Source organism: Kiritimatiellia bacterium, assembly GCA_018001225.1.
In the GTDB taxonomy this organism is placed as follows: Bacteria; Verrucomicrobiota; Kiritimatiellia; order CAIQIC01; family JAGNIJ01; genus JAGNIJ01.
In genome coordinates, this window is the sequence record JAGNIJ010000015.1 from 38,419 (window position 1) to 63,383 (window position 24,965).

The window sequence follows — 24,965 nt, forward strand, 5'->3', positions numbered from 1 at the left end:
CGGGAAGGTCGTGCGGGGCGCAGAAAGAAGACCCGACATGAGCAGACATCGCTGCAGGGGACGCGCGGGAAGAAACGCAACAACGGGAATAGTCCTGGCGAGTCTGTTGTGGGGCGCCACAGCGGCGGCGCAAACGATCACCTCGTTTACCAACGGGTACCTGACCTTCGAGAATCCGGATCCCAACCTGTACTACCGCGTAGAATATCGCCCGAATCTCTCGGGAACTGACGAGTGGGACGGGTTGTATCAGCGGCTGCGCAACATCAAAACAACCGACCCCTTCGTTTGCGTGCCGGTGGGCGTCATGTACCGGGTGGCCGGCCGCGCCACGCCGTGGCCCGGGGACGCCGTGGGCAACGCGACCCCGGCGCAAGTGCTCAATGGCGCCACGTTTTCCACGGCGGCCGGCTCCGGCCTGGTCGGCACGATGCCCAACATCGGGGCGCAAAACGTCACGCCGGGCGCGACGGCCAGGTCCATCAGTGCGGGCTATCACAACGGCTCGGGCACGGTGGAGGGGGACCCGGACTTGGTGGCGGGCAACATCCGAACCGGGTTCGTGATCTTCGGAGTTTCGGGATCCTTCAGGGGCATTGCCGGGGGAACAAACGAATATGACGCGGGCGTGCCGAAAACGGGGCAAACCATAGCCTACGCCGCCGGTGACGATGGAGCCTTGGAGCGAGGCGTCCCGTGGCCCAATCCCCGGTTTACCGTGCTGCCCAATACAAACTGCGTGATGGATAACCTCACAGGTTTGACCTGGGCGCGGGATGCAAATCAGTTCAGCCGAATCAGTTGGGGCCTCGCGATCACCAACTGCAACGATCTGTCGTATGGCGGGTATTCCGATTGGCGGCTGCCAACCGTGCGGGAATTGCATAGCCTGGTTGACTTCGGGCAGTTTACCCCGTCGCTGCCCCCGGACCACCCGTTCAACAACGTTCAGATGGACTACTATTGGACCAGCACCACGTGCGCGGACCTGTCCCCCTGGGCCTGGATCGTCCGTTTTGATCTTGGCTACGTGTACGATGACCTCAAAACAATCACCTACTTTGTCTGGCCCGTCCGCGGCGGCCCGTGAGAAACTACTGGATTCGGATAACTCCAGGTTGGGGCCCGCCGCGCCAAGGAGTTCCCCATAGGATTCCAAGACCGGCTGGAAGACCCTTCTGAACGCCTCGCGCCGCAGGCAAGGTGACGCCGGCCTGGCAAATCCTTTTCTCTATTTCCATCGTGCGATTTTCTCGGGAACATGCTATGCGTACCGGCCCGGAACAAAAGGAAACGAAATGGACTTGCAGAAACTGTTCGCCGAGCGCATCGGCGGTGCGCAGTTCGGGCTGGGCACCGAGATCTACAAATTCGAGAAGATCAAGCGCGCCAAGGCCGCCGCGCTGAAGGCGCGGCCGCAGGTCGAGCTGCTGGATTTCGGGGTGGGGGAGCCGGACCAGCTCGCGCCGTTCCCGATCCGTGAGGCGCTGAAGAAGGCCGTGGACGATCCGGCGAACCGCGGCTACGCCGACAACGGCATCCGCGAGTTCCGCGTCGCCGCCTGCCGCTACATGGAGTCGTTCTTCGGCGTCCAGGGCCTGAACCCGGACACCGAGGTGAACCACAGCATCGGCTCCAAGCCGGCGCTGGCCATGCTGCCGCTCTGCTTCGTTAATCCCGGCGACGTCGTGCTGACCACCGTGCCCGGCTATCCCGTCATGGCCACGCACGCGAAGTACCTCGGCGCGGAGATCGTCAAGCTGCCCCTCGAGCGGGCCAACGGCTTCTTCCCGGACCTCAAGAAGATCAAGCCGACGACGCTGAAGAAGGCCAAGCTGCTCTACGTCAACTATCCCAACAACCCGACGGGCGCGGCGGCCACGGAGGCGTTCTTCGACGAGTTGATCGCGTTTGCCGCGAAGCACCACGTCCTCGTCGTCCAGGACGCCGCCTACGCGACGCTCATCTACGGGCGGCCGCGGCTCTCGATCCTCGGCCGGCCGGGCGGCAAGGACGTCGCGATCGAGCTGCACTCGATGAGCAAGAGCTACAACATGACCGGCTGGCGGTTGGGCTTCGTCGCGGGCGCCGCCGGCGCGGTGAAGGCCTTCGCCGAGGTCAAGGACAACACCGACTCGGGCCAATTCAAGGCCATCCAGCACGCCGCCTGCGCCGGGGTCGTCGACCGGCAGCTCTCCGAGGCGATCCGCGGCCATTACGAGAAGCGGCTGAAGCTGCTTGTCGCCGCGCTGCGGCGGGCGGGTTTCGATGCGGAGATGCCGGGCGGGACGTTCTACCTCTACGTCCCCGCGCCGAAGGCCGGCGGGAAGACGGCCTTCAAGACCGCCGAGGACGCGTCCCAGTACCTGCTGCGGGAGCATTCCGTGTCCACCGTGCCGTGGGACGATGTCGGGGCGTTCCTGCGCTTCTCCGCCACGTTCGAGTCGCGCGGCGACGCGGACGACCAGCGCGTGATCGCCGAACTGGAAAAACGGCTGGCCGCGGCGGATTGGAAGTTCTGAAAGGATTCCGATGAGTTCCTCCATCGTGCATAGCGTGCGCAAGGCCCGGCAGATCGCGGTGTTCATCGACGACGTCCCCGGGACGCTCTCGGAGGTGACGTCGCTGTTGAGCCGGCAGGGCCTGAACATCTACGCGCTGTCGCTGGCCGAGGGCATCGGCCACGGGTACGTGCGGATGGTCGTGGATAATCCGGACGAGGCCATCCGGGTCCTGCGCGAGGCCGAGGAACTGGTGATCGAGCGCGAGGTGCTGCTGGTGGATCTCGTGAACGTGCGCGGCGCGCTCGGGGACATGACGCGGCAGCTGGCGGAGGCCGGGATCAACCTGGAGTACGCCTACTGCGCCGGCGGGCCGAGCGTGGAGAAGGGGCTGGTGATCGTGCGGGTGGACCAGACCGAGAAGGCCCTCGCCGTGCTGGGCGGGGAGGGTCGTTGATGAACGCCCCGGAACGCCGCCCCGCGTGGCGGCGCGCGCTGGCCCTGGTCTGTTTCCTGGTCGCGGCGTGCGCCCTCGGGCTCGTGGCCCTGATTGCCTGGAAGGGCGGGCGCTGGACCGGCGCGATCGGCGGGCTGACGGTCTCCGCGGGCAATCCCTGCAGCCGGTTGTGGCTGGCTGCCGCCGCGCTCCTGGCCGGCCGCCTGCTCTGGTCCGGGCTCCCGCGGGATCGCGGCGCGTGGGCCCGCCTGGCGGGCCGGCTCCTTCTGCTCGCGGTCAGCCTGTGGGGATCGTGGCGGCTCGGTGAGTGGGCGCTTCGCCGCGCGCTGCGCGCGAACGAAAGCTCGGGCGACCTCCGTGAACTGGAGGCCTTCAACGAAGGGGAGGACATCGCGGTCAAGGCCGCCCATGCCCTGGCCGCCATCACCCGGGTCAGCCCGAACAAGGGGTTGGCCTACGAGCTCAAGCCGAACCTCGACATGGATTTCGGGCATCGCAGCCTGAAGACCAACTCCGACGGCATGCGGGAGAGCCGGGAGTACTCGAAGGAGAAGCCGGCCGATACTTTGCGGATCATCGGGATCGGCGACTCCGGGATGTTCGGCTGGGCCTGTCACCAGGGGGAGAATTACCTCGATGCCCTGGAGAATCGCCTGGCGGATCGCCCGGGCCCCCTGAAGTACGAGGTCTTGAACCTCGCGGTGCCCGGGTACAACACCTACCAGGAAGTCGAACTGCTCCGGTACAAGGGGCTGGCCTACTCGCCGGATATCGTGATCGTCGGGTGGTGCGAGAACGACCTGCTGCCGCCGTTCTTCCTGATGAAGCAGCGGGCGTACGACGAAAGGGGCGTGTCCTACCTTTATCTCCTCCTGTTCAGCCGGGAGGAGTTCCGGCGCCGGACGCAGCCGGAGGTGATGCGGCTGGACGAGGTGGACCCGCGGTACGTCGCCCCGGAAATCCTGGAGAATTCCGGCCCGGAGGGCGTCCTGAAATCGCTGCGGGAACTGAAGCGTCTTTCGGAGGAGCGCGGGTTCCGGGTGCTGGTCTTCGGTCCCATGGTGCCGGAGATCGTGACCGCCTGCCGGCGGGAGGGCCTCGAGTGCTGGTCCAGCTTCACGCTGCGGCAGGAGGACTATCCCGACGCGAATATCCACGGCATGCATCCGCGGCCGAAGGCCAACCTGATCCTTGCAGAGCACCTGGAAAAGGAACTTGACCGCCTTGGTTGGCTGGGCGGCGCGTCCGCCGCGCTCCCGGCGGCGGCGGCCGACGAGGGGCCCTCCCGTCTGCAGCCGATGGTCGAACGATATCGCGGCCAGAAGCTGGCCGTGTTGTGCGCGCAGCAGCGGGAGGAGGGGCCGGTCTATTTCCCGGAAATGACGTCCATCCTGGTCTCCGAATTCCGCCGGGCGGGCCTGGAGTGCATGGACCTCGGATTCGAGCTGCCGTCGTTCGACCTCCAGAAGTTTTTCGAGGCCGGCGAGACGGAGCCGGCCCTGGACGCGGCCGCCGGGGGGCGGGCCGGGGTCATCGTGGCCGCGCTGGTGGAGCCGGGGCCGGGCGGCCTGCGCATCCGTTTTTCCGTGAACTCGGTGGTCCGGCGTAGCACCGTCTGGAGCGGTCAGTTCCGGGAGAGCCTGGCGGAGGATGGCGCGCCGCTGGCCCAGCAGGCGGCGGCCGCCTGGATCGCACAACTGCGGGCGGCCGCCCCCGAAGTGAAATAGCCGCGCCCGTACCGCGCAGATCATCGCCGCGGAACGTACGCCGTTGAAGCGGGGTGGCGTCTAGCGCGCGGCTACACCTTGCAGGTCATGTCCTCGCCGCAACAAAGGGGGGACTTGATTTTCCCGTGACCGTTCGGGCACTTTGAAACCTGCACCTTCGCGCCGTTCTCCAGCGTCAGGGTGTCGTTCACAAGCGGGGCTCCGCATTTTCCGCAGGTCGCGTTGACGGTCATGCCGCATTTTTCGCATTCGTATGTTGCCATGATTTTCCCTTCCATTCTTGCGTTCCTCCCAGTATACTCCGGGCGGGGCCCGGCGCAACCCGGCCCGATAAAAAAACCGGTTTGCAACTGGCGCGAGCGGCCCGCATGCGTTATGCTGTCTAAACACGGAATCCATAACCCAACCGGAGGAAAAGATGATCAGCAGCAAGATGGCGAAGGCGATCAACGGGCAGATCAACAAGGAATTGTATTCGTCGTACCTGTACCTGGCGATGTCGGCGCAGGCGGAGGACCTGGGGCTGAAGGGCTTTGCCAACTGGTTCAGGGTCCAGGCCGCCGAGGAAAACGGGCACGCGATGAAGTTTTTCCACTACCTGGGCGAACAAGGCGCGCGCGTCAAACTGGCCGCCATCGACCAGCCGCCTGTGGAATTCAAGTCCGCGAAGGCCATGTTCGAGGAAACCCTCAAGCACGAGAAATACGTCACGGCCAGTATCCATGCCCTCGTGGACCTCGCGCTCGCGGAGAAGGATCACGCGACGGGCAGTTTCCTGAAGTGGTTCGTGGACGAGCAGGTCGAGGAGGAGGCCAACGCCCAGGAGATCGTGGACTGGCTGAAGTTGGCCGGCGACGCCGGCAACGCCCTGTTGTTCCTCGATTCCAAGCTGGGCGCCCGCAAGGCGGACTAGGTCCGCGGCGCTCTGCCCCGGGAGTTTATCTACGGCTTGCACTCCGCCGGAGCGGAGTGCTAGTCTCTTTCAGCTTTTTTAAAGGAAAGAGGGGCGAGGCATGAAGAAAATCCGATTCGTGGCGATGTTCGTTCTGGCGGCGGTCCTGGCCGGTCCGGCGTATCCGGCCGCGACGCCGACCCCGCGGCAGTTGACTCTCCTGGTGGTCCCGGCCCGTTATAACGTGCTGCAGGTGGCCTTCGATGCCGCCTCGCTGGCGCCCGTGGTGCTGGTGTCCTACCAGGGCGACGCCACGACGGAGAACCCGCTGCTGCACGCCTGGAACGGCTCGGAGTGGGTCTACGTGTCCACGGACGATTTCCGCGATGCCCAGTTCCTTCAGGTCTCTCCGTCCCAGGCCATCCTCGTCGGCGACGAGAAGCTGCTGCCCCCCGTCCTCGTGACCTCCGTGGGTGCCTGGTGCCCGAAGACGCTGACCGTCCCGGCCACGGATCCCGCGGGGCTGGTCAACGCCCTCGGCGCGCACCTGGATTTTTCCAGCCGGGACTGGAAGTGGATGGCCTCGCGCTACAACATGAATCTGCAGGATCTCAACCGCGAGCGGCGTCAGGAAAGCTGGTATGACCAGAAAGGCTACCAGGACGGGATGACCCCGAAGCTGGAGGCCATCCCGCGGCATCGGCGCGGCCGCCCGGCGGCCGGGTACCAGTCGGCCGCGTCGGCGCCCGTTTCTGTTCCGCCGGCCAAGGTCGTGACGGAGGTCGAGGCGCAGGAGGTGCCGGCGGTGCAGGTGCCCGATGAGGCGAAGCCCGAGGAACCCGCCCCGGTCGCGGAGCCGCGGCTCTCCATCCCGGCGCCCGACGCGCCGGCGGACGCCGAGGAGCCCAAGAAGGGCCGCAGGAGCCGCAAGGCGGACAAGGACGCCAAGGACGAAGCCGGGACACCTCCCGAGGGCTGGGAGGAGAAGGCTTCCACCGCCGACCCTCTGCCGGTCAAATGACGCCCGGCCGGCGAGTCCTGTGCGCCGCGGCCCTCGGGGCCGCCGTCATGGTGGGCGGGTGCGTCAGCGAACAGGTGGGGGGAGAACCCCTGGACCAGGTGACCCTGACCGTCGTGCGGTCCGAGGACCGCGTCCTGTTGACCTGGGAAGCCAAGGCGGGGCAGAAGTACACCGTGCTCTACAGCGCCACCCGGCGGCCGAACGATCCCTGGCAACCGCTGCCCCAGGCCCTCAACCTGTCCGGCGCGGGCCAACCCATCACGGTGGAGGATCGGATACCGGCGGGGCGGACCCGCTACTATCGCCTGCACCGGGGGGATTTCCCGCCGGCCCCGCCGGCGGGCACTCGCGCGCGATGAACACGCCGAGCAGCGGCCGGTGATCCGAGGCCAGGCCGCCCAGCGGATGCCGCACCACCCGGGTCCGATCGTGGACCATCTCCGGCCACATGCCGGCGCTCATCATCATGTAGTCGATGCGGTTGTAGCCGTCGTCTCCCGGCGAGAAGTGCGTCCACACATCCCCGACCTCGTCGGCCGGCCGGGCGTCGCGGACGTACTGCTGCTCGCTGCCCATCAGTTCCCGCAGCGCGGCCGAGGACCACGAATCGTTCATGTCGCCCACGACGAGCAGGTTGATGTCCGGCTGCTCCTTGAGGTAGTTGCGGATGTGCTTGTTCAGCAGGCGGGCCTCGTTGCGCCGCATCTCGGTCTGCCCCAGCGCATGGAAGACCTTGGCCTTGAGATGGGCGACCAGGAGTCGGAACCGGTAGTCCGGCCGGACATCGATCTCGATGTCGAGGAACCCGCGGAGCACCATGATTTCCGCCTGGCCCAGCGTATAGCGGTCGTCCACGTGGGGGCGCCGGTCCGTGATGGGGAAGCGGCTGAACACGGCCAGGTTGAGCTCGGATTGCCCGCGCTGCAGATATTCCACGTGCGGGTACTCCAGCCCCGCCCGGGCGAGGGCCTCGTGGAACTCCTCGCGTACGCTCGGATTGCCGAGTTCCTGGACGGCCAGGATGTCGGGCCGCTCGCGCGCGATGATGGCCACCGCGGCGCGGCGCTCGGCCTCGGGCTTGGGATCGAGGCGGCCCGTTCCCGTGCGGTCCGCCGGGCCGTACAGGTGCAGGTTGAAGCTCATGACCGAGAATGCGTCCGGCGCGCTCGCCTCGGCCGGCGGGGGAGGCGTCGGCGGCGGGACCACGGTGTCGCGCCCGCACGAGGCGGCCCCGAGCAGCACGGCCAGGAGCCCTGTCCGGGCCGCATGGCGGGCGAGCTTCCAGACCTGGCTTGCGATGGTCATGAAACGGCCGCGATCCGCCCCGGGCGCGGGCGCGGCGAACTCACTTGGCGTAGGCCTTCTCGATCTTCGCGGCCACGTCGCGGTACCCGATGTCGACCGAATAAATTTCCTTGTAGTGCTTGGCCGCCTCTTCGCGGCGGCCCATCTGCTCGGCCACGGTGCCCATCTCGTACAGGATGTCCTTCTTGGTGTCGTCCATGAGGCTCAATTCCGAGGCGGCCTTCTGGAGTTGCTCCATGGCGATGTCGAGCTGGCTCTTCTGCTTGAAGCACATGGCCAGGTAGTAGAGCGAGCGGATGCGCCGCTGCGGGTTGCGCTGCGCGAGCTGGAACTCCTGGATGGCCTCGTTCAGCCGGTCGCGCTCGAACAGGATCACGCCCAGGTCGTAACGGTACTGCAGGTCGTTCGGGTAGCGCTTGACGCGGTCGACCGCGTCGTCGAGCACGAACGTGTCCCGCTGCTTCGCCTTCTGCTCGGCGCCCGCCGCGTCGCCGGCCTTCTGCAGGCCCTCGATCTGGAAGTCGAAGTAGCGCAACTGCAGCGCGCTCAAGGCCCGGTCGATCTGGGGGTCGGTCTTCCCGGAGGCCTCGTGGGCCTCGGTCAGGATGGCCAGGGCCTCCTCGTACCGGTCGGCGCGGGCCAGCAGGTCGGCCAGGTGGCGCTTGTAATTCACGTTCTCCGGTTCGCGCTCGACCTTGGCCTGCATCTCCACGATCAGCGCGCTGATGTCCTTCTCGGACTTCACGGCCTTGGATTCCTGCTCGAGGATCACCGCCTCCTTGGCGTCCTTCATCACGTCGCGGTACGAGCTCGCTTCGGACCAGCCGCCCTTCTTCATCGTGTCCAATGCGGCGGTATCCTTCAGCGCCTTGACGATCAGCGGGTCGTTCGGCCGCAGCTCGTTGAGCGTCTCGTAGGTGATGCGCGCCTCGTGGGTCTGGTTGGTTTCGATGTAGAGCCGGCCCAACTCCTTCAGAAGGTCCGTGTTTTTCGGGTAGTGGTCCCGCGCGATCTCCAGCGTTTGGATCGCGACTTCCGGCATCTCGGCGGCGGTGGCCGCCTGGGCGAGGAGGTTGACGAACGTCAGGTTCAGCGGATCCTTGCGGATGAGCTTTTCCGCGCTCTTCAGCGCCTCGGCGGGCTTCTTGGCCAGCTGCGCCTTCACCGCGAGCAACTGCGGCAGCCCCGTCAGCGAACTGATCGCGTGGGTCACCGCGCCGCCCTTCGCGTCCTTGAACTTCTTCACGGCCGCCGCGCGCAGGAACTTCCGCGCCCGGAGCAGCCGCGGCTCGATCTCGAGCGCGGAGGTGAACATGTCCATCGCGTAGTCCAGGTTGCCGCGCTCCATGGCGGCCATGGCCTTTTCGTACAGTTCGCGGGCCTTGCGGGGTGCGGCGTCGAGCAAGATTTCTGCCATAGCGGGTCGCTCCTTCTTCTGAACAAGCCGCAGTCCAGCCTACTCGCGCCGCGCCGAAAGTCGAACCAAAAAAGATCGCCCGGTCCGCGAAAAACAGGCTGGCGCCGCTCCGCGCCGATCCCTAGTATCCGCGCAACGCCATGAACATGCGGTGCATCAGCGGCCGGTGCGCGCTCGCCGCCGGGCTGGCTCTCGCCGGGCTGGCCGCGGCGCCGTCGGTCCGCGCCGAGCCCGCCGCGCTGCGGGTGATCACCGTGGGCCGCGAGCGCTACGTCACCCTTCGCGACTTTGCCGCCGCCTGGGGCTTCTCCCTCCACGGCCCGAGCGGCCGGATGATCGAACTCGGCAGCCAGTGGACCCGGATCCGCTTCCAGACCGACAGCCGCGAGGCCTGGTTCAACGGGCTCCATATCTGGCTGCACGCCCCCGTCGTGACGGTCCAGAAGCGCTGGGCCATCACGGAGGCGGACGCGAAGAAGGTGATCGAGCCGCTCCTCCGCAAAAACGCGCTGCTCCGCGCGCAGCGCGCCCGGGTGGTCGTCCTCGATCCCGGGCACGGGGGCAAGGACGCGGGCGCCCGCGGCCGGCGCGGCGCGGAAGAAAAGAGCATGGTCCTGGACATCGCCAAGCGCGCGCGCACCCACCTCGCCAACGCGGGGCTGAAGGTGTACCTGACCCGCGACACGGATCGCTTCCTGGAACTCGAGGATCGCGCTGCCCGCGCGGCCGCGTGGGGTGCCGATCTCTTCGTCAGCATCCATCTCAATGCGGCGACCGCGTCCTCCGCCAAGGGCATTGAGACCTACGTCCTGGCGGCCCCGGGCTATCCCCCGACCGCGGCCACCGCGGGCTCCGCCGTCCCGCGCCTGGTCTTTCCCGGCAACCGGAACGATTCGGTGAACATGATTCTCGGCTACTACCTTCACAAGGCGCTGATCGACAAGACCCGCGCGCCTGACCGGGGCCTGCGGCGGGCGCGGTTCGTGGTGTTGAAGAACTGCACGAAACCGGCGGTGCTCCTCGAGTGCGGATTCCTGTCCAACAGCGGCGAGGAATCCCTCCTGCTGACCACCGCGCACCGCGAGGCGCTGGCCCTGGCCATCGCCAAGGGTATCCTCGACTACTCCAGCGCCGTCCGCGCGGCCCAGGTCGTGCCCTGAAGGGCGCGTCGCCGGGGAATCCGCGTTTCAAGCCGCAGAGTCTCCAGGATCCCACGCTAGGCCATACTTTGCAAAGTATGGCCTAGCGGTAACAAGCGCCATGCTTTCGCTATATATTGGGGATCAGCATGTAGTATTTATTAAATGGCATCATCAAATGACTCCAACCCCTAGGTCATACTTTGCAAAGTATGGCCTGGAGTACGAGTTTCAGTTCAGGCGTCGATCGCGGACCCTTGCTCCTGCGCGTATAATGCCTGCGCGGTTTCGACCGCTTGCGCCGCGGCGCCGGCCTCGTACGGGATGTCCACGACCTCCAGCCCGTCGCGCCGCAGCGCCAGCACGGAGGCTTCGACCGCCTCCGCCGGGAGCCCGTCGCGCCGCGCGACCGCGAGGCGATACAGGTTCAATTGAAGCCCGTACCGGGCCGCTAGCGCGGCGGGCGGCTCGTCGCTGAACTTGTAGTCCACCACCCGGCGCCGGGCGCCTCGCGCCAGCACGAGGTCCGCCGTGCCGTCCACGATGAGCGTGACGCCGCCGTGCTCCAACCGGATGGCAAACGGCCATTCGGCGGCCAGGTCCCAGCCCCGGGCCTCGCCGGCCAGATGGCGCGCGGCACGCTCGGTGCGCTGCCGAAGATCCTGCTTCGCGGTATCGCCCAGCGCCGCGGCGGCGGGCCCGTCGAACAGGTTCTTTGCGCCGGCCGGCCAGCCGGAAAGGGCGGCTTGCTCGAGGGCCTCGTGCCCCGCCGTGCCGAACGCCGCGGCATCGTCGTCGTCCTCGCGCTCCGCCGCCGGCGCCGGGCGGAAGGCGGCCGGGTCGTGCCGGTAGGCCGAGAGAAGGGTCGCCGGGTACCTTAGCACCGGAAGGGGCCCGGCGCGGGGTGTGCAGGCGGCCTCCACGGAGCCAAACAGCCCCGCCGGGGCCGGCAGGTTCTTCGGCCACGGCCGCGCGCGGCCGGCCGTCCGGGCCGCGAGGCCCGCTTCGCGGAGGGCCCGGCTGACCTCCGGATACGTGCGCCGGAGCAACAGGTCCGGCGCCTCGCCCAGGTAGACGTGCAGGTCGGCCAGCCACTTGGAGCGGCCTTTGGAGCTGGGGGCGCCGGTGAGGATCACCAGGTCGCGCGCGCGCGTCAGGGCCACGTAGAAAAGATTCTTGGCCTCCTCGTCGCGGACCGTCTTGACCCGCTTGCACGCCGCGTCGTAACCGGGCGTGCGGATTTCGGAGCCGTCCACGATCTCGCTCCTGATGTGCAGCGCGCCCGTGCGCTCGTCGGGCCCGTCCGCCAGCAGCGCCCACGAGGTTCCGCCCCGGGGCGGCGAGCCCAGTTCGGGCACCACGACCACGCCGGCGGTCAGCCCCTTGGCCCCGTGAATCGTCATCAGCGTGACGACGTTCTGGTCCGGGTCGAGCAGGGCGGCCTCGGCCTGATCGGGCGGTTCGCCGACGAGGCGCTCCATCTCGGCGGCGGTTTCCGACGCCAGCCGGGTTCGCCCGGCCTGCTCGAGCCAGGCCAGCAGCTTGTCGAGGTTGGCCAGGCGCTGCTCGCCGCGGAAGGTGGCCGCGAGAACGGCGTCGAAGCCGGTCTCCCGGATCGCGTCGCGGGCGATGGCCGCCAGGGGACGCCGGTCCGCCTGCCCGGCGTATTTCCGGATCAGCTCGCGCGCAGCCGCCAGGCGCCCGAGTTCTTCCGCGCCCCCGGGCAACTCCGGCAGGTCCGCCGCGTTGCGGCCGTCGAGAACCCGCGCGCGGAAAGCGGGTTCGTCGAAACCCTTCGGCGTCCAGCCCAGTTGCAGCAGGGTTTCGTCGGACAGCGCCGCCCAGGGCGAGCGCAGGAATCCCAGCAGCGCCAGCGTGTCGCACGGATGGATCAGGACCTTGAGCAGCAGCAGGAGGTCCGTCGCTTCCTGCCGGGCGAAAAGACCGCGGCCGCGCCCGCCGACGCGGTAGGGGATGCCGTGGCGGTGCAGCGCCTGCTCGAGCAGCGGCTGGCGCGTGGTGCTGCGCAGGAGGACCAGGATGTCGGCGTAGCGGAAACGGTTCCCTCCGCTGACCGGCTCGAAGCGGTCCGGACCTTCCTGGAAGCGGAACTTCGGCCGCCAGGCGTCCGGCCCGTCCACGAGCAGGCGCAGACGCTCCGCGACGGCGTTCATCTCGGCGCGCGCGCGCGCCTCGCGGTCCGATCCTTCCGCCTCCCCGGCCGGCTCGATGAGCTCGAAGCCGGGCCCTTCGCCGAGGGCCCGGGTTCCGGCGCCGCGCTCCGGCGCCGGGGCCAGCCGGTCCTCCTCCGTGTAGGCCTCTCCGTAGACGCCGGCGAACAGCGGGTTGATCGCGTCGAGAATCACGTCCTTGCTGCGGAAGCTCGTGCGCAGGGCGATGGAGCGGAACGACTTCGTCGCGCGCTGCGCGGCCTCCAGGTCCGGCATGATCCGCGGGTCGGCGTGGCGCCAGGTATAGATGGACTGTTTGGTGTCGCCGCACAGGACCAGGTGGTTGAGCGCAGGGTCCCAGAGGCGGCGCAGGATTTCGCACTGGATGCGCGACGTGTCCTGCGCCTCGTCGACAAGGATATAGTCGTAGCGCCGGGCGGCGGCGCGGTCCGCCGCCAGCAGATCCCGCGCCTGGATGAGCAGGTCGTCGAAATCCACGCCCCGCAGGGCGCGCTTGCGCGCGGCGTAGGACGCCGCCACGGCCGCGGCATAGCGGGCGAAGGCCCGGATCGCCCCGGCATGCCGCTTGTATGCCGCCGTGTTCCGCACGGAGGTCAGGGCCGCCTTAAGCCGGGCGGCGAGGTCTTCCAGGCCCTTGCCGGTAAACATCCTGGGATGATCCCGGCCCAGGGCGGCGGCGAAATCCTCGAGAGCCTCCTCTTTCCAATCATTGGAAAAATTTTCCGGATTTTTTCCAATGATTGGAAAAATCTTCAGATTTCTTTCCAATGATTGGAAAAACTGCTCGGCGACGGGCGGCAGGCTGCCCCGCTCCGCCCGGGCCTTGCGCAGGCCCTCACAGATGCTCGCAAAATCGCCCGGCGTGACGGCCTGGTGGGGCGGGGGCAGCCAGGATTCTGCGGCGGCGAGATCGAGCCCTTTGCCGGCGGCCTGGTGCAGGAGCGCCTGGGCCGCGGCGAGCACGGCTGTACCGCTTACGGCGCCGAGGACGCGCATGCCGCGGCAGAAGGCCGCGAAGTCCGCGTCATGGTGAGCGGACGACCGGTTGAGCCGCTCGAGCAGCGCCTCGCGGGCGGCCTCGTCCAGCAGGGCTCCGGCGGATTCCTCGTCCAGGATGCCGAAGGCGGGCGAGAGCCCGGCCTGGAGTGCGCGTTCGCGGAGGCGGTCGGCGCAGAAGGAGTGGATGGTGCAGATGGGCGCACCGGGCAGCGAGCGCAGGACGCGGGCGGCGAGTTCGGCCTCGGCCGGCCGGTTCTGTTCGGCCGCCTTCTGCCGTGCGTCGAGCACGCGGGCCGTCACGCGGAGGCGCAGCTCCGCGGCGGCGTTGTCGGTGAAGGTCATCAGGACAATCCGGTCCGGGGGGATGGGCTCGGGCCGGCCGGCGCGCCGCGCCGGCCGGTCGGGGGCCTTCATGGCCTCGCACGGCTGGCCCAGGACGAGCGCCGTGTAGAGGCTGGAGACCTGCCATGTTTTTCCCGTGCCGGCGGAGGCTCGAAACAGGATGTTCATGGTGGAGCGCGGCGCCGCGGCCGGCCCGCGCCGACCGGGTCAGGCGCCGGGCGCCCCGAGGAATTCCTTCTCCAGCGCCTCGTAGCGGCGGATGACCTGGCGGACATAGGCCCGCTTGGCGCTGTAGCTGCCGGGGAAGAAGCTGCCCTTGAACCCCGCGATCACCAGGTTGCGGAACTGGTGGCGCGTCATGGGGATGTGGTCCGCGGCGAGTTTGAGTTCGCGGGTCATCGTCGTGTTCGAGACGAGGCGGTTGTCCGTGTTGAGGCAGACCGACAGGCCGTGCTCGATCATCTTGCGCAGCGGGTGCTCGCCCACGGCCTCGATGGACGGCGTGGTCTGGAGGTTGCTCGTGAGGCAGACCTCCAGCGTGATGCGCTGGCTCGCGATGTAGTCCGCCAGGTGGCGCACGTACGCCTCGGCGTCCTCGATGTCGGGGTCGCGGATCATGTCCGCGGCGAACAGGAACGTGCCGTGCCCGATGCGGTTGGCGTGGCATTCCGTGATGGCCTGGAAGATGGACTCCGGGCCGTAGGCCTCGCCCGCGTGCACGGTCTTCTTGAGAAAGTGGCTGTGCGCGAACTGGTAGGCCTGCCGGTGGGCGACCGCCGGGTACCCTGCCTCCTCGCCGGCCAGGTCGAACCCGACCACGGGAAGGCCCTCGTGGTGGGCGAGATCGACCGCCGCCCGGACCAGTTCGAGCGACGCCGTGGCGAAGACTTCCTTGCGCGGCGCGTAGGACATGACGTTGAGGAGTTGCGCGTAGTAGGGCGACATGTGCTCGTTGAACGACCGCATCGCGCAGGCGATCAGGCCGTACTCGAACGGGAGGTCCTCCCCGCGTTGCACCTCGGGCCGGCTGTTATGCGCCTTCTTCGCGCGGTCGAGCCCGGCGCACACGGCCCGGACAATTTGCGGGAGGGTGAACCCGGGCCGGCAGTGAAGCTGCGGGGCATAGCGGACCTCGATGTAGCGCACGCCCTCGGCCAGGTTGTCCTCGGCCAGCTCGCAGGCCACGCGTTCGAGGTTCTCGGCGTTCTGCAGGACGGCCACGGTGTACGCGAAGCCCTGGAGGTACTCGGGCAGGTCCGCGTAGTTTTCCTTGAACACCAGCTCCTTGAGCCCGGCCTCCTCGTAGGAGGGCAGCTTCACGCCGTTCCTCTTCGCCAACTCGATCAGCGTCGGGATGCGCAGCGACCCGTCCAGGTGCAGGTGCAGGTCGGTCTTCGGGATGCGGCGGATGAACTCCTCGCTGATGTGCATGCTCATGGGCGTCTCCCCGGCCCGCGCCGGGCGCGGCCGTTAACGGTTTTCATATGACCAGCAACATACTCCAGCCGCACCGGGCGCTCAACCGGAAAGACTTTCGCGCGGTACGCGCGGCGAAAGGGGGCCTGACGCAGCTGTTCTCCTTCTGGGCAGAACAGCAGGCTCATAGCGCCTGCTGTACCGGGGAGGTCTGTTGAAAGTGCAGCGGGGCTACGAACCCGCTGTGATTCGGGCGCCGAAAAGCGCCAAAATAAGAATGGCTGGCCCTGTCGCGCCGCGGCTTGACAGTCCGCCGGTCTGCCGACAGAGTACGGATTCGGCGTCCCGGGAGAACATGATGATAGCCCGCTTTTTCCGGCTTTCAGAGAACAGGACGACGGTCCGGACCGAGGTGGTCGCCGGGCTCACGACGTTCCTGACCATGGCCTACATCATCTTCGTGCAGCCGGCGGTCCTCTCCGGCGCGATGTTCGGGTTCAGCACGGGCCTGGATTTCGGCGCGGTCACCTTCGCCACCTGCATCGCCGCGGCGCTGGCCACTGCGATCATGGCCCTGTATGCCCGCTACCCGATCGCCCAGGCGCCCGGCATGGGCGAGAATTTCTTCTTTGTCTTCTCCGTCCTGCCCGCGGCCGCGGCGGCCGGCTTCGCCCGCCCCTGGCAGGTCGGTTTGGGCGTCGTGCTGATCTCGGGTATCCTGTTCGTGGGGCTTTCGCTGGTCGGCTTCCGCGAGTCGCTGGTGGACGCCATCAGCCCGAGCATGAAGAACGGCATCGCGGTCGGCATCGGGCTGTTCATCGCGTTCATCGGCCTGCAGAACACCGGCCTCATCGTCACCGCGGCGTCCATTATTCCCGGCGACCCGCCGGTCCTCGCGCCCGCGACGCTGGTGAGGCTGAACACGCGTTTCGCCTCGCCGGACATCCTGGTCTTCTTCTTCGGGTTGGTCCTGACGGCCGTCCTCCACACGCGCCGGGTGCGCGGCTCGATCCTGTGGGGCCTCCTTGGCGCGGCGGCGGTCTCGGTGGCGGCGCGGCTCCTGCTGCCGCGCCTGGCCCCCGGGCTCTGGGCCCTGCCGGAGGTGCAGACCTCCCGGCTCGCCACGCTGCTGCGCCTGCCGGACAGCGGCGTGCCGGCCTGGCAGTGGTTGGTCTCGAGGCCGCCCTCTCCCGCGCCCGCGGCGTTCAAGATGGACCTGGCCGGGGCGGTTTCGCTCGCCATGTGGCCGTTCATTCTCATCTTCCTGTTCATGGACGTCTTCGACACGATCGGCACGCTGGTCGGCGTGTGCGAGCAGGCGAATTTCATGGTGGACAACAAGCTCCCGCGCGCGAACCGCGCCCTGCTCTCCGACGCGGCGGGCACGGTGATCGGCGCGTGCCTGGGCACGAGCACGGTCACGAGTTTCATCGAGAGCGCCGCCGGCGTGGAACAGGGCGGCCGCACCGGGCTGACCAGCCTGACCACGGCCCTGCTGTTCCTGCTGGCCCTCTTCTTCAGCCCGCTGATCGCGCTGGTCGGCAGCTACCCGCCCATCACTGCGCCCGCGCTGGTCGTCGTCGGCGCGATGATGATGCAGAACGTCCGCAAGATCGACTGGGCCGACTACAGCGAGGCCATCCCGGCGTTCCTGACGCTGCTGGGCATCCCGTTGAGCTACTCCATCGCCGACGGCCTCGCCCTCGGGTTCATCAGCTACCCGGTGGTGAAATTCCTGGCCGGCCGCGGCCGGGACGTGCGCTGGCTGATGTACGCGCTCGCGGTCGTCCTCGCCCTCTACTTCGTTTTCGTCCGGGCCCGGCTGTAGCGGCGGGGAGGCGAAAAACAAATTGACCCCTGGCGCGCGAGAGAAGGCGCGCCCCGCCCGCCCCGCTCGGTGGGCATTTCAAGTTCCAGCCTGTTGACCATGCAGCCAGTGTTCCTCTCGCCTATAGCCGTCGAACGGGTTGCGTATCCATCAATTCCATCAGCTTCGATAAAGGGCCTATCCAGACCCCTAGGTTATCGAGCCTGATGATGGCGAACCGGCGATTCGGATCCGTCGTCAGAAGACCGCCCCGGGTACTGGTCTTCAGCGAAAGTTCCTTGGTCTCGCTGGGAGCCGCCAGTCCGGTCCATGCCAATGTTCCGCCCGCATCGAGAAACAGGATGTCCTGGCCTTGACGATCAAAAAGCAGTCCTTCTATGGCCAACTCCGCCGGACGTTGGAGGGAGAGCAGTTCGTCGCCGGAGCTTGTCACCCATACTTTCACTCGGCCATTGCTGCCGCCGGCGGCCAACCGTTGTCCGTCGTCCGAGAGGGCGACACAGGCTATCGTGTAGCTATCGAGCGTCCATTCCCGCGCATGCTTTCCCTCCTCGATGGACCATAATCCGATCCTACATCCGGCCTTTGGGTCCTTCACGGCGGGATTGCGGCGGTCGCCAAAGGCCAGCCATTTTCCGTCCGCGCTGAAGGCTATGGGTGTCTTGACGGAAGCGTAGGGGTCGCGCGCGTGCAGAGAAATATCGAATTCGCGCTCGCCGGAAACCGTCGACCAAAGTGTGAGCGTGTCCCCCATGATTGTAACGACCCGCATCCCGTCAGGACTCCAATGAAGCGCCAGCTCTTCGTCGAGTCGGTCGCAGCTTGCGAACTTGTGCTCCATAGCGCCGGTGTCCAAGCGAGCGATTTCTGCCCCGCAAGAGTCATCCCTCCGGGTGAAATAGGCGAGAAACTCCCCGTTGGGTGAAAGGCGGGGAGCTATGACAAAGCGGTCCTTACGAAGCGGCCATAGGGCATCTGTTTCCTCTCCCCCGGGCAATGCATACGACTGGTTGGCATTGAGGCCTCGCGTCGGCCAAGCGAAAAGTCGCGTGCCGTCGGGGGTTATGTCGAAGGTTGTCCCCGGGTCCGGATGGAAGGATCCGCTAGCGGCGAGGAACGCCTTGAGCATCGTACCGTTTTCAACAAATTCGTTCATCTCCGCTTCGCGCCGGGCAATGGAATCCTTGTCACATGGCGCGGTACCGTGATGACGGCTGAACTCATCAGGTAGGCAGGCCAGCAGGCGCACCGAAGCGAGCCGGCGCTCTTCGTCGAAGTCCACGCGGATGCGACCATATGAAACGAAAGGTTGCGCGGCGGCATTATAGGCCGGGTCTTCGCAGTACTGCGTCAAGGCGAGCGGATTCAGTTCCTTCAACGCGGGGGATTCTGGCACGAGCACCAGTTCTCCTGCGCGCGCGTCAGGAAGAGACACGGGGGTCCACCCCTCGGCGGTTGCGGCATAGTAAACGCCCCGGTTCTTTGGCGTTTCCTCCCAGAGACGCCCCAGGCCCACTCGTTCGAAACAACGGCGCTCGACGTCGCTGCCCAAGTACGTGTGGAAGTCCGGGAAATGCATGAACACGTTGGTATCGACGATCACAGGGACCTCTTGGGCGCTCGCTGGAATGGACAGCGTGTTGGACAAGCGGCGCTCGTTGTTGACATCGTAGAGGGTGAAGGAAACAGTGCCTGTTCCTTGCAGGTTGCTTAGGATGTGAAGCCATGCCAAGCCCAGATCGGGGCTTGTCCGACGCCTGTTTGCCAGGCACACCAAGGGAAGTCGCGCGGAATAGTCCTGCCCCCGCGAACGGGCTATTTGTATTCCGAAATCAACATGCGGCGAGGCCCCCGCTATGACCGCTTGTTTGTCCAGGCGTTCCACCACGATTGGAGGCATTTCGCATAACGAAAAGGGCCCGTGGACATAAGCCGGTAGCGAAATGAGGAGCGGGGCTGTTTCGCCGGAACGTTCCGGCCCTTTGGCCGCCGCGAGATGCGTCAAGAGGATGATCCCCATCAACAGGACCCTGCATTCTTTATCTCGTCTCATGGCCGAAGTCCTTGGTATCCGGCTTGTGGTAAAGAGGAAGTCCTCTGTGCTCACTCCGCCGTAAGAATGAATGCCACAAAGACCCTGGCACCTCAAGCGTAGATGGCGCAGGTGGGATCTTCCGGCAGTCGAGTTGAAAGGAACTGCGCCATCTGCGCGATTGTGCGCGGCACTCCAATCCGTTATGGTGGCGCGGCACGGAACGGAACCGGAGCGTGAACATGGCGGCGGCGGATACGGTCGAACTGCTCAAACAACTGATCGCGATTCCCAGCGTGAATCCCGAGCACACGGCGGACGCGCGGGTCGCCGGCGAGGAGCGCCTGGCGTGCTTTCTCGCCGGCTACCTGGAGGAGCAGGGCTTCGCGGTGTCCTGGCAGGACCGGGACACCGGGCGGCCCAACCTGCTGGCCTCGTTCGGGCCGGAGGACGCCTCCGCCACGCTCCTGTTCGAGGCGCACATGGACACGGTGGGCGTGGAGGGCATGGCCGACCCGTTCCGGGCCCGGGTCGAGAATGGCCGCGTGCACGGCCGCGGCGCCTGCGATTGCAAGGGGCCCATGGCCGCGGGCCTGGCCGCCCTGACCCCGGCGAACCTCGACGCGCTGGCCGGCAAGGGTTACCGCGTCCTGTACGCCGCCGTGATGGGCGAGGAGACCGGCAACGCGGGGGCGATCCGGCTGGCGCAGCAGGGCCTGCGCGCGGATCGCGCGATCGTCCTCGAACCGACGGAACTCGCCATCGTCCATGCGCACAAGGGCGCCCTGTGGTTCGACGTCGAAGTGAGAGGCCTTTCCGCCCACGGCTCGAATCCCGAGCGGGGCGTGAACGCGATCCTCGGCATGGCGCGCCTGCTGGAGAGAATCCAACAGCGTCATGAGTTGGACCGGGCGCGGCTGACCCACGAGCGGCTCGGTCCGCCCACGCTGTCCGTCGGGCAGATCCGCGGAGGGATCGCGGTGAACGTGGTGCCGGAGCACTGCGTCGCGCGCCTGGATCGCCGGACGTTGCCGGAGGAAAAGAGCGCCGACATCCTGGCCGGCGTCCAGGCCGAGTTGGACGGGCTGGTTCGGGAGGGGCTGCTGCTGGGCGGCGAGGTGAAGGTCATCAAGGACAACCCGCCGTTTCACACGGACGAGGACTCGGAGCTGGTGCGCGCGCTGGACCGCGCCTGCCGGAAGGCCGGCGCGCCGGGCCGGCACGCCGGCACGGGCTGGTACAGCGACGCCGGGCCGCTTTCCACGGGCTGCCCGGAAGTGGTAGTCTTCGGGCCGGGCAGCATCGGCCAGGCGCACACGGCCGACGAGTACATCGAGCTGGAAAGCCTGCGGGCGGGCGTGGCGGCGCTGGCGGAGTTGTGCCGCGAGTTGCCGCCGGCGGGTGCGGGGCGAAAGGCGGAGTGACGTGATCCGGATTTCATGGAAGCTGGGGTTGGGGCTGGGCGTGCTGCTCCTGTACGTCGCGCTCGCCGCCTGCAACCTGGTCCTCGGCGACCTCAACCAGGACGAGGGCTGGTACCTGTACGCCGCCGGCCTGGTCCGCGACGGGCACGTGCCGTACCGCGATTTCGCCTTCACGCAGGGGCCGGTGCTGCCGTACGCGTACGCGTGGGCGTACCGGTGGGTGGACCGGTGGGGCGTGGCCGGGGGGCGGCTGCTGACGGCGGTCTTCGGCGGGCTGGCCGCGCTGGGCGCGGCCTGGCTTGCGGGCCGCGCCGCGCCGAAGGGCTGGCGCGCGGCGGCCGGCCTGCTGGCCCTCGCCCTGATCGCCGGCAACGTGTACCAGAGCTATTTCACGACGGTGGTGAAGACCTACGCGCTCTGCTCCCTGTTCCTCGTCGGCGGGATGATCGCCTTGAGCTACACGGCGGGCCGCGTCCGGGCCGCCGCCGCGTTCGCCGCGGGCGTGCTGCTGGCCCTGGCCGCCGGGACACGGCTGTCCGCCGGCATCGCGCTGCCGGTGGCGGGCTTCTACCTGCTGCTCCGGCGCCGGGCGCTGGGGCCCTGGCCGTGGCTGATGTTCGGGATCGGCGGCGTCCTCGCGCTGGCCGGGCTGGCCGGGCCGTTCCTGTGGAGCGCGCCGGAGGGATTCCGGTTCGGCCTCTTCGAGTACCACTCCGCCCGCGCGCCGGGCACGCTGCTGCAGCTCCTTGTCTTCAAGGCCGGGTTCGTCTCCCGGACGGTGCAGGCCTACTTCCTGCCCCTGTTGCTCGGGCTGGGACTGGCCGGCCTGCGCTGGATCACGCCCGCGGAGAAAGCGGATTCCTCGCGCGGCGGGTTCCCCGCGGCGATATGGATGACGGTGGCGCTGGTCACGCTGGTGCACCTGGCCGCGCCGTTCCCGTACGACGACTACCAGGCGATGATCTTCCCCGTCTTCGCCGCCGTGCTCTCCGCGGCTCTGGTCCGCTACCTGGCCGAGGTGCGGGCCCGGCGCACGGAGGCCGCGGGGAGCGACGACCCCTGGCTGGCCTGGCTGCTGGTGCTCGTCTTCGTCGGCTCGCTGGCCGCGTCCTTCTCGTCCCCGATCAACCAGGACTGGTTCGTGCTCGGCCGCGACCGCATCTGGTGGCGGCTCAAGCAGGATTCCTCGATCCGCAAGGTCCGCGACATCGGGAACTGGCTCGGCAAGAAGAGCCGGATCGGCGACGTGCTGCTGACGCAGGACACCTACCTCGCCGTCGAGGCCCGCCTGCCCGTGCCGATGGGCATGGAGATGGGGCCCTTCAGTTATTTCCCGGACATGCCCACCGGGCGGGCCCGCGCGCTGCGCGTGCTCAACCGCGAGCTGATGGAGGAGCAACTCGCGGGCGCCCCGGCCAGCTTCGCGGCGTTCAGCGGCTACGGCCTGGCCATCCGCTCCCCGGAAGTGTCCCCGCTGACCGCGGAAGAGCAGGCCGGACTGTGGAAGCTCGTGAAGCGGCGCTACGCGGAATTCTGCCAGGTGCCCGATTTTGGCCAGGCCCACACGACGCTGCGCCTCTTCCGCCGGCGGCCGGAGGACGCCCCGTGAAGCTCTCCATCGTCGTGCCCGCCTTCAACGAGGAAGCCCGGCTGCGACCGATGCTCGATGTGTACGCCGATTATTTTGCCCCGCGCTACGGCGCCGACTTCGAGCTGGTGGTGGTGGTCAACGGCTCGACCGACCGCACGGAGCAAATCGCGGCGGACGAGGCGGCGCGGTTCCCGCAGGTGCGCGTCCTCGTCGAGCCCCGCGCCGTGGGCAAGGGCGGCGCGCTGCTGCTGGGCTTCGGCGCCGCCCGCGGGGAACTGGTCGGGTTCGTGGACGCCGACACGTCCACGCCGCCGGAGGCCTTCCAGGATCTCGTGGACCATATCGGCGACGCCGGGGCGATCATCGCCTCGCGCTGGCTGCCGGGCTCGCAGGTCAGCCCGCGCCAGCCCTTGAAGCGCCGGATCGCCTCGCGGATTTTCAACCGGCTGGTCCGCCTTCTGTTCGGCCTGCGGATCACGGATACGCAGTGCGGGGCCAAGCTGATGAAGGGCGACGCCCTGCGGGAAGTGATGCCGCGGCTCGGGATCACGCGCTGGGCGTTCGACGTGGATTTGCTGTTCCAGCTCAAGCGGGCCGGCTACGCGATCGTCGAGTGGCCGACCGTCTGGCACGACGCCGGCGGTTCGCGGCTGAAGGTCGGCCGCGCCTCGCTGGAGATGTTCATCGCGATCTGCCGGCTGCGGCTGCTGTTCTCCCCGCTCCGCTGGGTCGTGGCGCTGTACGACCGCACGCTGGGGCGGTTCATCCGGATCAAGGCATGAGCGGCGGCGGACAGGACACGATGATCCGCCACGGGACGATCCTGCTGGCCGCGACGCAACTGGCCAACGCCTCCAATCTCCTGTTCCAGGTCGTCATGGGGCGCACGCTGTCGGCCGAGCAGTTCGTCGTGCTGGCCACGATGCTGAACATCGTCCTCGTCCTGGCCACGCCGATGGACGCGGTGCGCACGGCCATGGCGCATTTCGCGTCGCGCTTGAGCGGGGAGGGCCGGGCCGGGGAGATCCGCGGGCTGCTTGGGCGCAGCTTCGCGATGATGACCTGGGCGGCGGTCCCGGTCGTGCTGGCCGCGCTGGCGTTCGGGCCCGCGCTGGCGGCCTGGTTCAAGCTGGCCTCGGCCTGGCCGGTGGTCCTGACCGGCCTGATCGTGGCGGGCTCGTTCTACATGCCGGTTTTCATCGGCGCGTTGCAGGGCGTGCAGCGCTTCGGGTGGATGGTCGCCGCGCAACACAGCTGGAGCGTGGTCCGGCTGGCGCTTGGCTGGCTGCTGGTGGCCGCGGTCGCGCCGCTGGCGGTCTGGGGCCTGGCGGGGCAGCTGGCGGGCGTGGCCGCCAGCGTCGCGTGCGGCGGGCTCGGCTGGCTCGCGGTTTCCCGCGGGGAACCGGGCGATGCGCGCGCCCGGCCCGCGGGCGTGTTCCGGTACTTCGGGTTTTCGCTCCTGATCCTCGGCGGCTTCGCCGTGCTCATGAACGCCGATCTCATCCTGGTCCGCGGCCTGTTCACGCCGGAGGCGGCGCAGCCGTTCGCGCGGGCGGCGACGATCGGCCGGTCCGTCGTGTTCGTCTCGATCCCGATCGCCCTGGCGATGTTCCCGAAAGTGACCTCGGCGGGCGAGGTGGCGGCGGGGAGCCGCGGGACGCTGGGCCGGGCCTTCGCGTTCGCGTCGCTGGTGATCCTGCTGGCCGTCGGGGCGGTGTCCTTCTGGCCCGCCCTGCCGCTGCGGATCCTGTTCAAGGTGGCCGACCCGGACGCGGAGCTGGTCCGGCTGGTGCGGACCGTGACGTGGGCGATGAGCCCGCTGGGGCTGGCCTACCTGGCCATGCATTTCGAGTTGGCCCAGCACCGTTTCCGGCCGGCCCTGCCGCTGCTGGCCTGCGCCGCCGCTTACGTGCTGGCCGTCGCCCTGCGCCACGGGGAAGTGGGGCACGTGGTCCAGGCGCTGGCGGCCAGTTCCTGGCTGGCGGTGATCTGGTTGCTCGCCGGCCTGCCGTGGCGGCGTCGCGGGAGCTCCGCCCTCCAAGACATCTCCCCTTTGAATTCAGTTGGAGGGTCGAGCTCCCGCGAGACCGCGCAGGCGAAAGATCGTCCGGTGCCCGGACCGGGACGCCCCTGCGTTTTTTTCGATCGCGACGGCATCGTGAACCGGTCGCCCGGCCCCGGCTACGTCGAGCGCGTGGAGGATTTTTACCTGCTCCCGGAATTCGTCGAGGCCCTCCGCGTCGTCCGCGCTCGCGGTTACGAAGCGGTGATCGTGACGAACCAGCGCGGCGTGGCGCTGGGCCGGATGACCGCGGAGACGGTGCAGGCCATGCACGACGAGCTGGCCCGGCGGCTGCGCGCCGAGGGGCTGGACCTGCTGGACATCCGGGTCTGCACGGCGAACGACAACAGCCACCCCGACCGCAAGCCGAACCCGGGCATGATCCTGACCGCTGCCCGCCGGCACGGGCTCGACCTGTCGCGGTCCTGGATGGTCGGCGATCACGAGCGGGACATGGAGGCGGGTCGCCGGGCGGGTTGCCGGACGGTCCTGGTGGGAGGGGAGGGCGAGCCCCAGCCTGCCTCGACGGACTTCCGGATCCGCGACATGGCGGACTTGCCGGCCTTCCTCGAAGCGCATTTGTGATTCACGCGGGCCGGCTTATCCCTTGCCGACGGCCG

Annotated in this window: 19 protein-coding genes; 13 read left to right on the forward strand and 6 right to left on the reverse strand. The window is 68.0% G+C overall.

Translation table 11 applies throughout. From position 1 onward, the window contains the following. Positions 1-37: 37 nt before the first annotated feature. The 4 genes from KA248_06850 to KA248_06865 all read left to right on the forward strand — a co-directional run bounded on the left by KA248_06850 (position 38) and on the right by KA248_06865 (position 4,685). Positions 38-1,090 carry a DUF1566 domain-containing protein gene (locus KA248_06850; protein MBP7829619.1) on the forward strand — a complete coding sequence of 351 codons (1,053 nt, stop codon included), beginning with the start codon at positions 38-40 and terminating at the stop codon, positions 1,088-1,090. 208 nt (positions 1,091-1,298) lie between these two features. Further along, positions 1,299-2,522, forward strand: a complete 1,224-nt coding sequence (locus KA248_06855) for an LL-diaminopimelate aminotransferase (protein ID MBP7829620.1) — start codon at positions 1,299-1,301, stop codon at positions 2,520-2,522. Between the two features lie 10 nt (positions 2,523-2,532). After that, on the forward strand, positions 2,533-2,958 hold the full coding sequence (locus KA248_06860) for an amino acid-binding protein (protein MBP7829621.1): 426 nt from the start codon (positions 2,533-2,535) through the stop codon (positions 2,956-2,958). Beyond that, positions 2,958-4,685 carry an SGNH/GDSL hydrolase family protein gene (locus tag KA248_06865; protein ID MBP7829622.1) on the forward strand — a complete coding sequence of 576 codons (1,728 nt, stop codon included), beginning with the start codon at positions 2,958-2,960 and terminating at the stop codon, positions 4,683-4,685. The genes KA248_06860 and KA248_06865 overlap by 1 nt, the downstream gene beginning before the upstream one ends. Positions 4,686-4,756: 71 nt before the next feature. Here KA248_06865 and KA248_06870 read toward each other — a convergent pair whose 3' ends face one another. After that, positions 4,757-4,948 (reverse strand): hypothetical protein, encoded by a 192-nt coding sequence (locus KA248_06870; protein ID MBP7829623.1) that lies wholly within the window; start codon positions 4,946-4,948, stop codon positions 4,757-4,759. Positions 4,949-5,103: 155 nt separating this feature from the next. Between KA248_06870 and KA248_06875 the strand changes: the two genes are divergently transcribed. From KA248_06875 to KA248_06885, 3 genes are all read left to right on the forward strand, one after another. Further along, entirely contained in the window at positions 5,104-5,598 is a 495-nt protein-coding gene (locus KA248_06875) for a ferritin (protein ID MBP7829624.1), read from the forward strand. A gap of 100 nt (positions 5,599-5,698) precedes the next feature. Then, positions 5,699-6,598: a hypothetical protein gene (locus KA248_06880; protein ID MBP7829625.1), complete on the forward strand. Its 900-nt coding sequence runs from the start codon at positions 5,699-5,701 to the stop codon at positions 6,596-6,598. Beyond that, positions 6,595-6,957 carry a hypothetical protein gene (locus KA248_06885; protein ID MBP7829626.1) on the forward strand — a complete coding sequence of 121 codons (363 nt, stop codon included), beginning with the start codon at positions 6,595-6,597 and terminating at the stop codon, positions 6,955-6,957. The genes KA248_06880 and KA248_06885 overlap by 4 nt, the downstream gene beginning before the upstream one ends. Here the strand turns inward: KA248_06885 and KA248_06890 are convergent. Both KA248_06890 and KA248_06895 read right to left on the reverse strand, forming a co-directional pair. Continuing rightward, complete coding sequence (locus tag KA248_06890; protein ID MBP7829627.1) at positions 6,857-7,903, reverse strand: endonuclease/exonuclease/phosphatase family protein; 1,047 nt, start codon at positions 7,901-7,903, stop codon at positions 6,857-6,859. The genes KA248_06885 and KA248_06890 overlap by 101 nt on opposite strands. A gap of 40 nt (positions 7,904-7,943) precedes the next feature. Then, on the reverse strand, positions 7,944-9,320 hold the full coding sequence (locus KA248_06895) for a tetratricopeptide repeat protein (protein MBP7829628.1): 1,377 nt from the start codon (positions 9,318-9,320) through the stop codon (positions 7,944-7,946). A gap of 140 nt (positions 9,321-9,460) precedes the next feature. Between KA248_06895 and KA248_06900 the strand changes: the two genes are divergently transcribed. Continuing rightward, positions 9,461-10,480 (forward strand): N-acetylmuramoyl-L-alanine amidase, encoded by a 1,020-nt coding sequence (locus KA248_06900; GenBank protein MBP7829629.1) that lies wholly within the window; start codon positions 9,461-9,463, stop codon positions 10,478-10,480. A gap of 215 nt (positions 10,481-10,695) precedes the next feature. Here the strand turns inward: KA248_06900 and KA248_06905 are convergent, their stop codons facing one another. Both KA248_06905 and KA248_06910 read right to left on the reverse strand, forming a co-directional pair. Continuing rightward, on the reverse strand, positions 10,696-14,160 hold the full coding sequence (locus tag KA248_06905; GenBank protein MBP7829630.1) for a UvrD-helicase domain-containing protein: 3,465 nt from the start codon (positions 14,158-14,160) through the stop codon (positions 10,696-10,698). A 39-nt stretch (positions 14,161-14,199) separates the two neighbouring features. Continuing rightward, on the reverse strand, positions 14,200-15,423 hold the full coding sequence (locus KA248_06910; GenBank protein MBP7829631.1) for an adenosine deaminase family protein: 1,224 nt from the start codon (positions 15,421-15,423) through the stop codon (positions 14,200-14,202). 340 nt (positions 15,424-15,763) lie between these two features. Here KA248_06910 and KA248_06915 point away from each other — a divergent pair, with 340 nt between their 5' ends. Continuing rightward, on the forward strand, positions 15,764-17,236 hold the full coding sequence (locus KA248_06915) for an NCS2 family permease (protein MBP7829632.1): 1,473 nt from the start codon (positions 15,764-15,766) through the stop codon (positions 17,234-17,236). A gap of 121 nt (positions 17,237-17,357) precedes the next feature. On the opposite strand, the gene KA248_06920 is transcribed toward KA248_06915, so the two are convergent. Beyond that, positions 17,358-19,289, reverse strand: a complete 1,932-nt coding sequence (locus KA248_06920; protein MBP7829633.1) for a hypothetical protein — start codon at positions 19,287-19,289, stop codon at positions 17,358-17,360. A 221-nt stretch (positions 19,290-19,510) separates the two neighbouring features. Between KA248_06920 and KA248_06925 the strand changes: the two genes are divergently transcribed. Genes KA248_06925 through KA248_06940 form a run of 4 tightly spaced genes read left to right on the forward strand, consistent with a single transcriptional unit; the run spans position 19,511 to position 24,930 of the window. Continuing rightward, complete coding sequence (locus KA248_06925; protein ID MBP7829634.1) at positions 19,511-20,692, forward strand: ArgE/DapE family deacylase; 1,182 nt, start codon at positions 19,511-19,513, stop codon at positions 20,690-20,692. 1 nt (position 20,693) lies between these two features. Next, positions 20,694-22,301 (forward strand): hypothetical protein, encoded by a 1,608-nt coding sequence (locus tag KA248_06930; GenBank protein MBP7829635.1) that lies wholly within the window; start codon positions 20,694-20,696, stop codon positions 22,299-22,301. Beyond that, complete coding sequence (locus KA248_06935) at positions 22,298-23,065, forward strand: glycosyltransferase family 2 protein (GenBank protein MBP7829636.1); 768 nt, start codon at positions 22,298-22,300, stop codon at positions 23,063-23,065. Before KA248_06930 ends, KA248_06935 begins: the two co-directional genes overlap by 4 nt. Further along, positions 23,062-24,930, forward strand: a complete 1,869-nt coding sequence (locus KA248_06940; protein ID MBP7829637.1) for an HAD-IIIA family hydrolase — start codon at positions 23,062-23,064, stop codon at positions 24,928-24,930. The genes KA248_06935 and KA248_06940 overlap by 4 nt, the downstream gene beginning before the upstream one ends. The last annotated feature ends 35 nt before the right edge of the window (positions 24,931-24,965 follow it).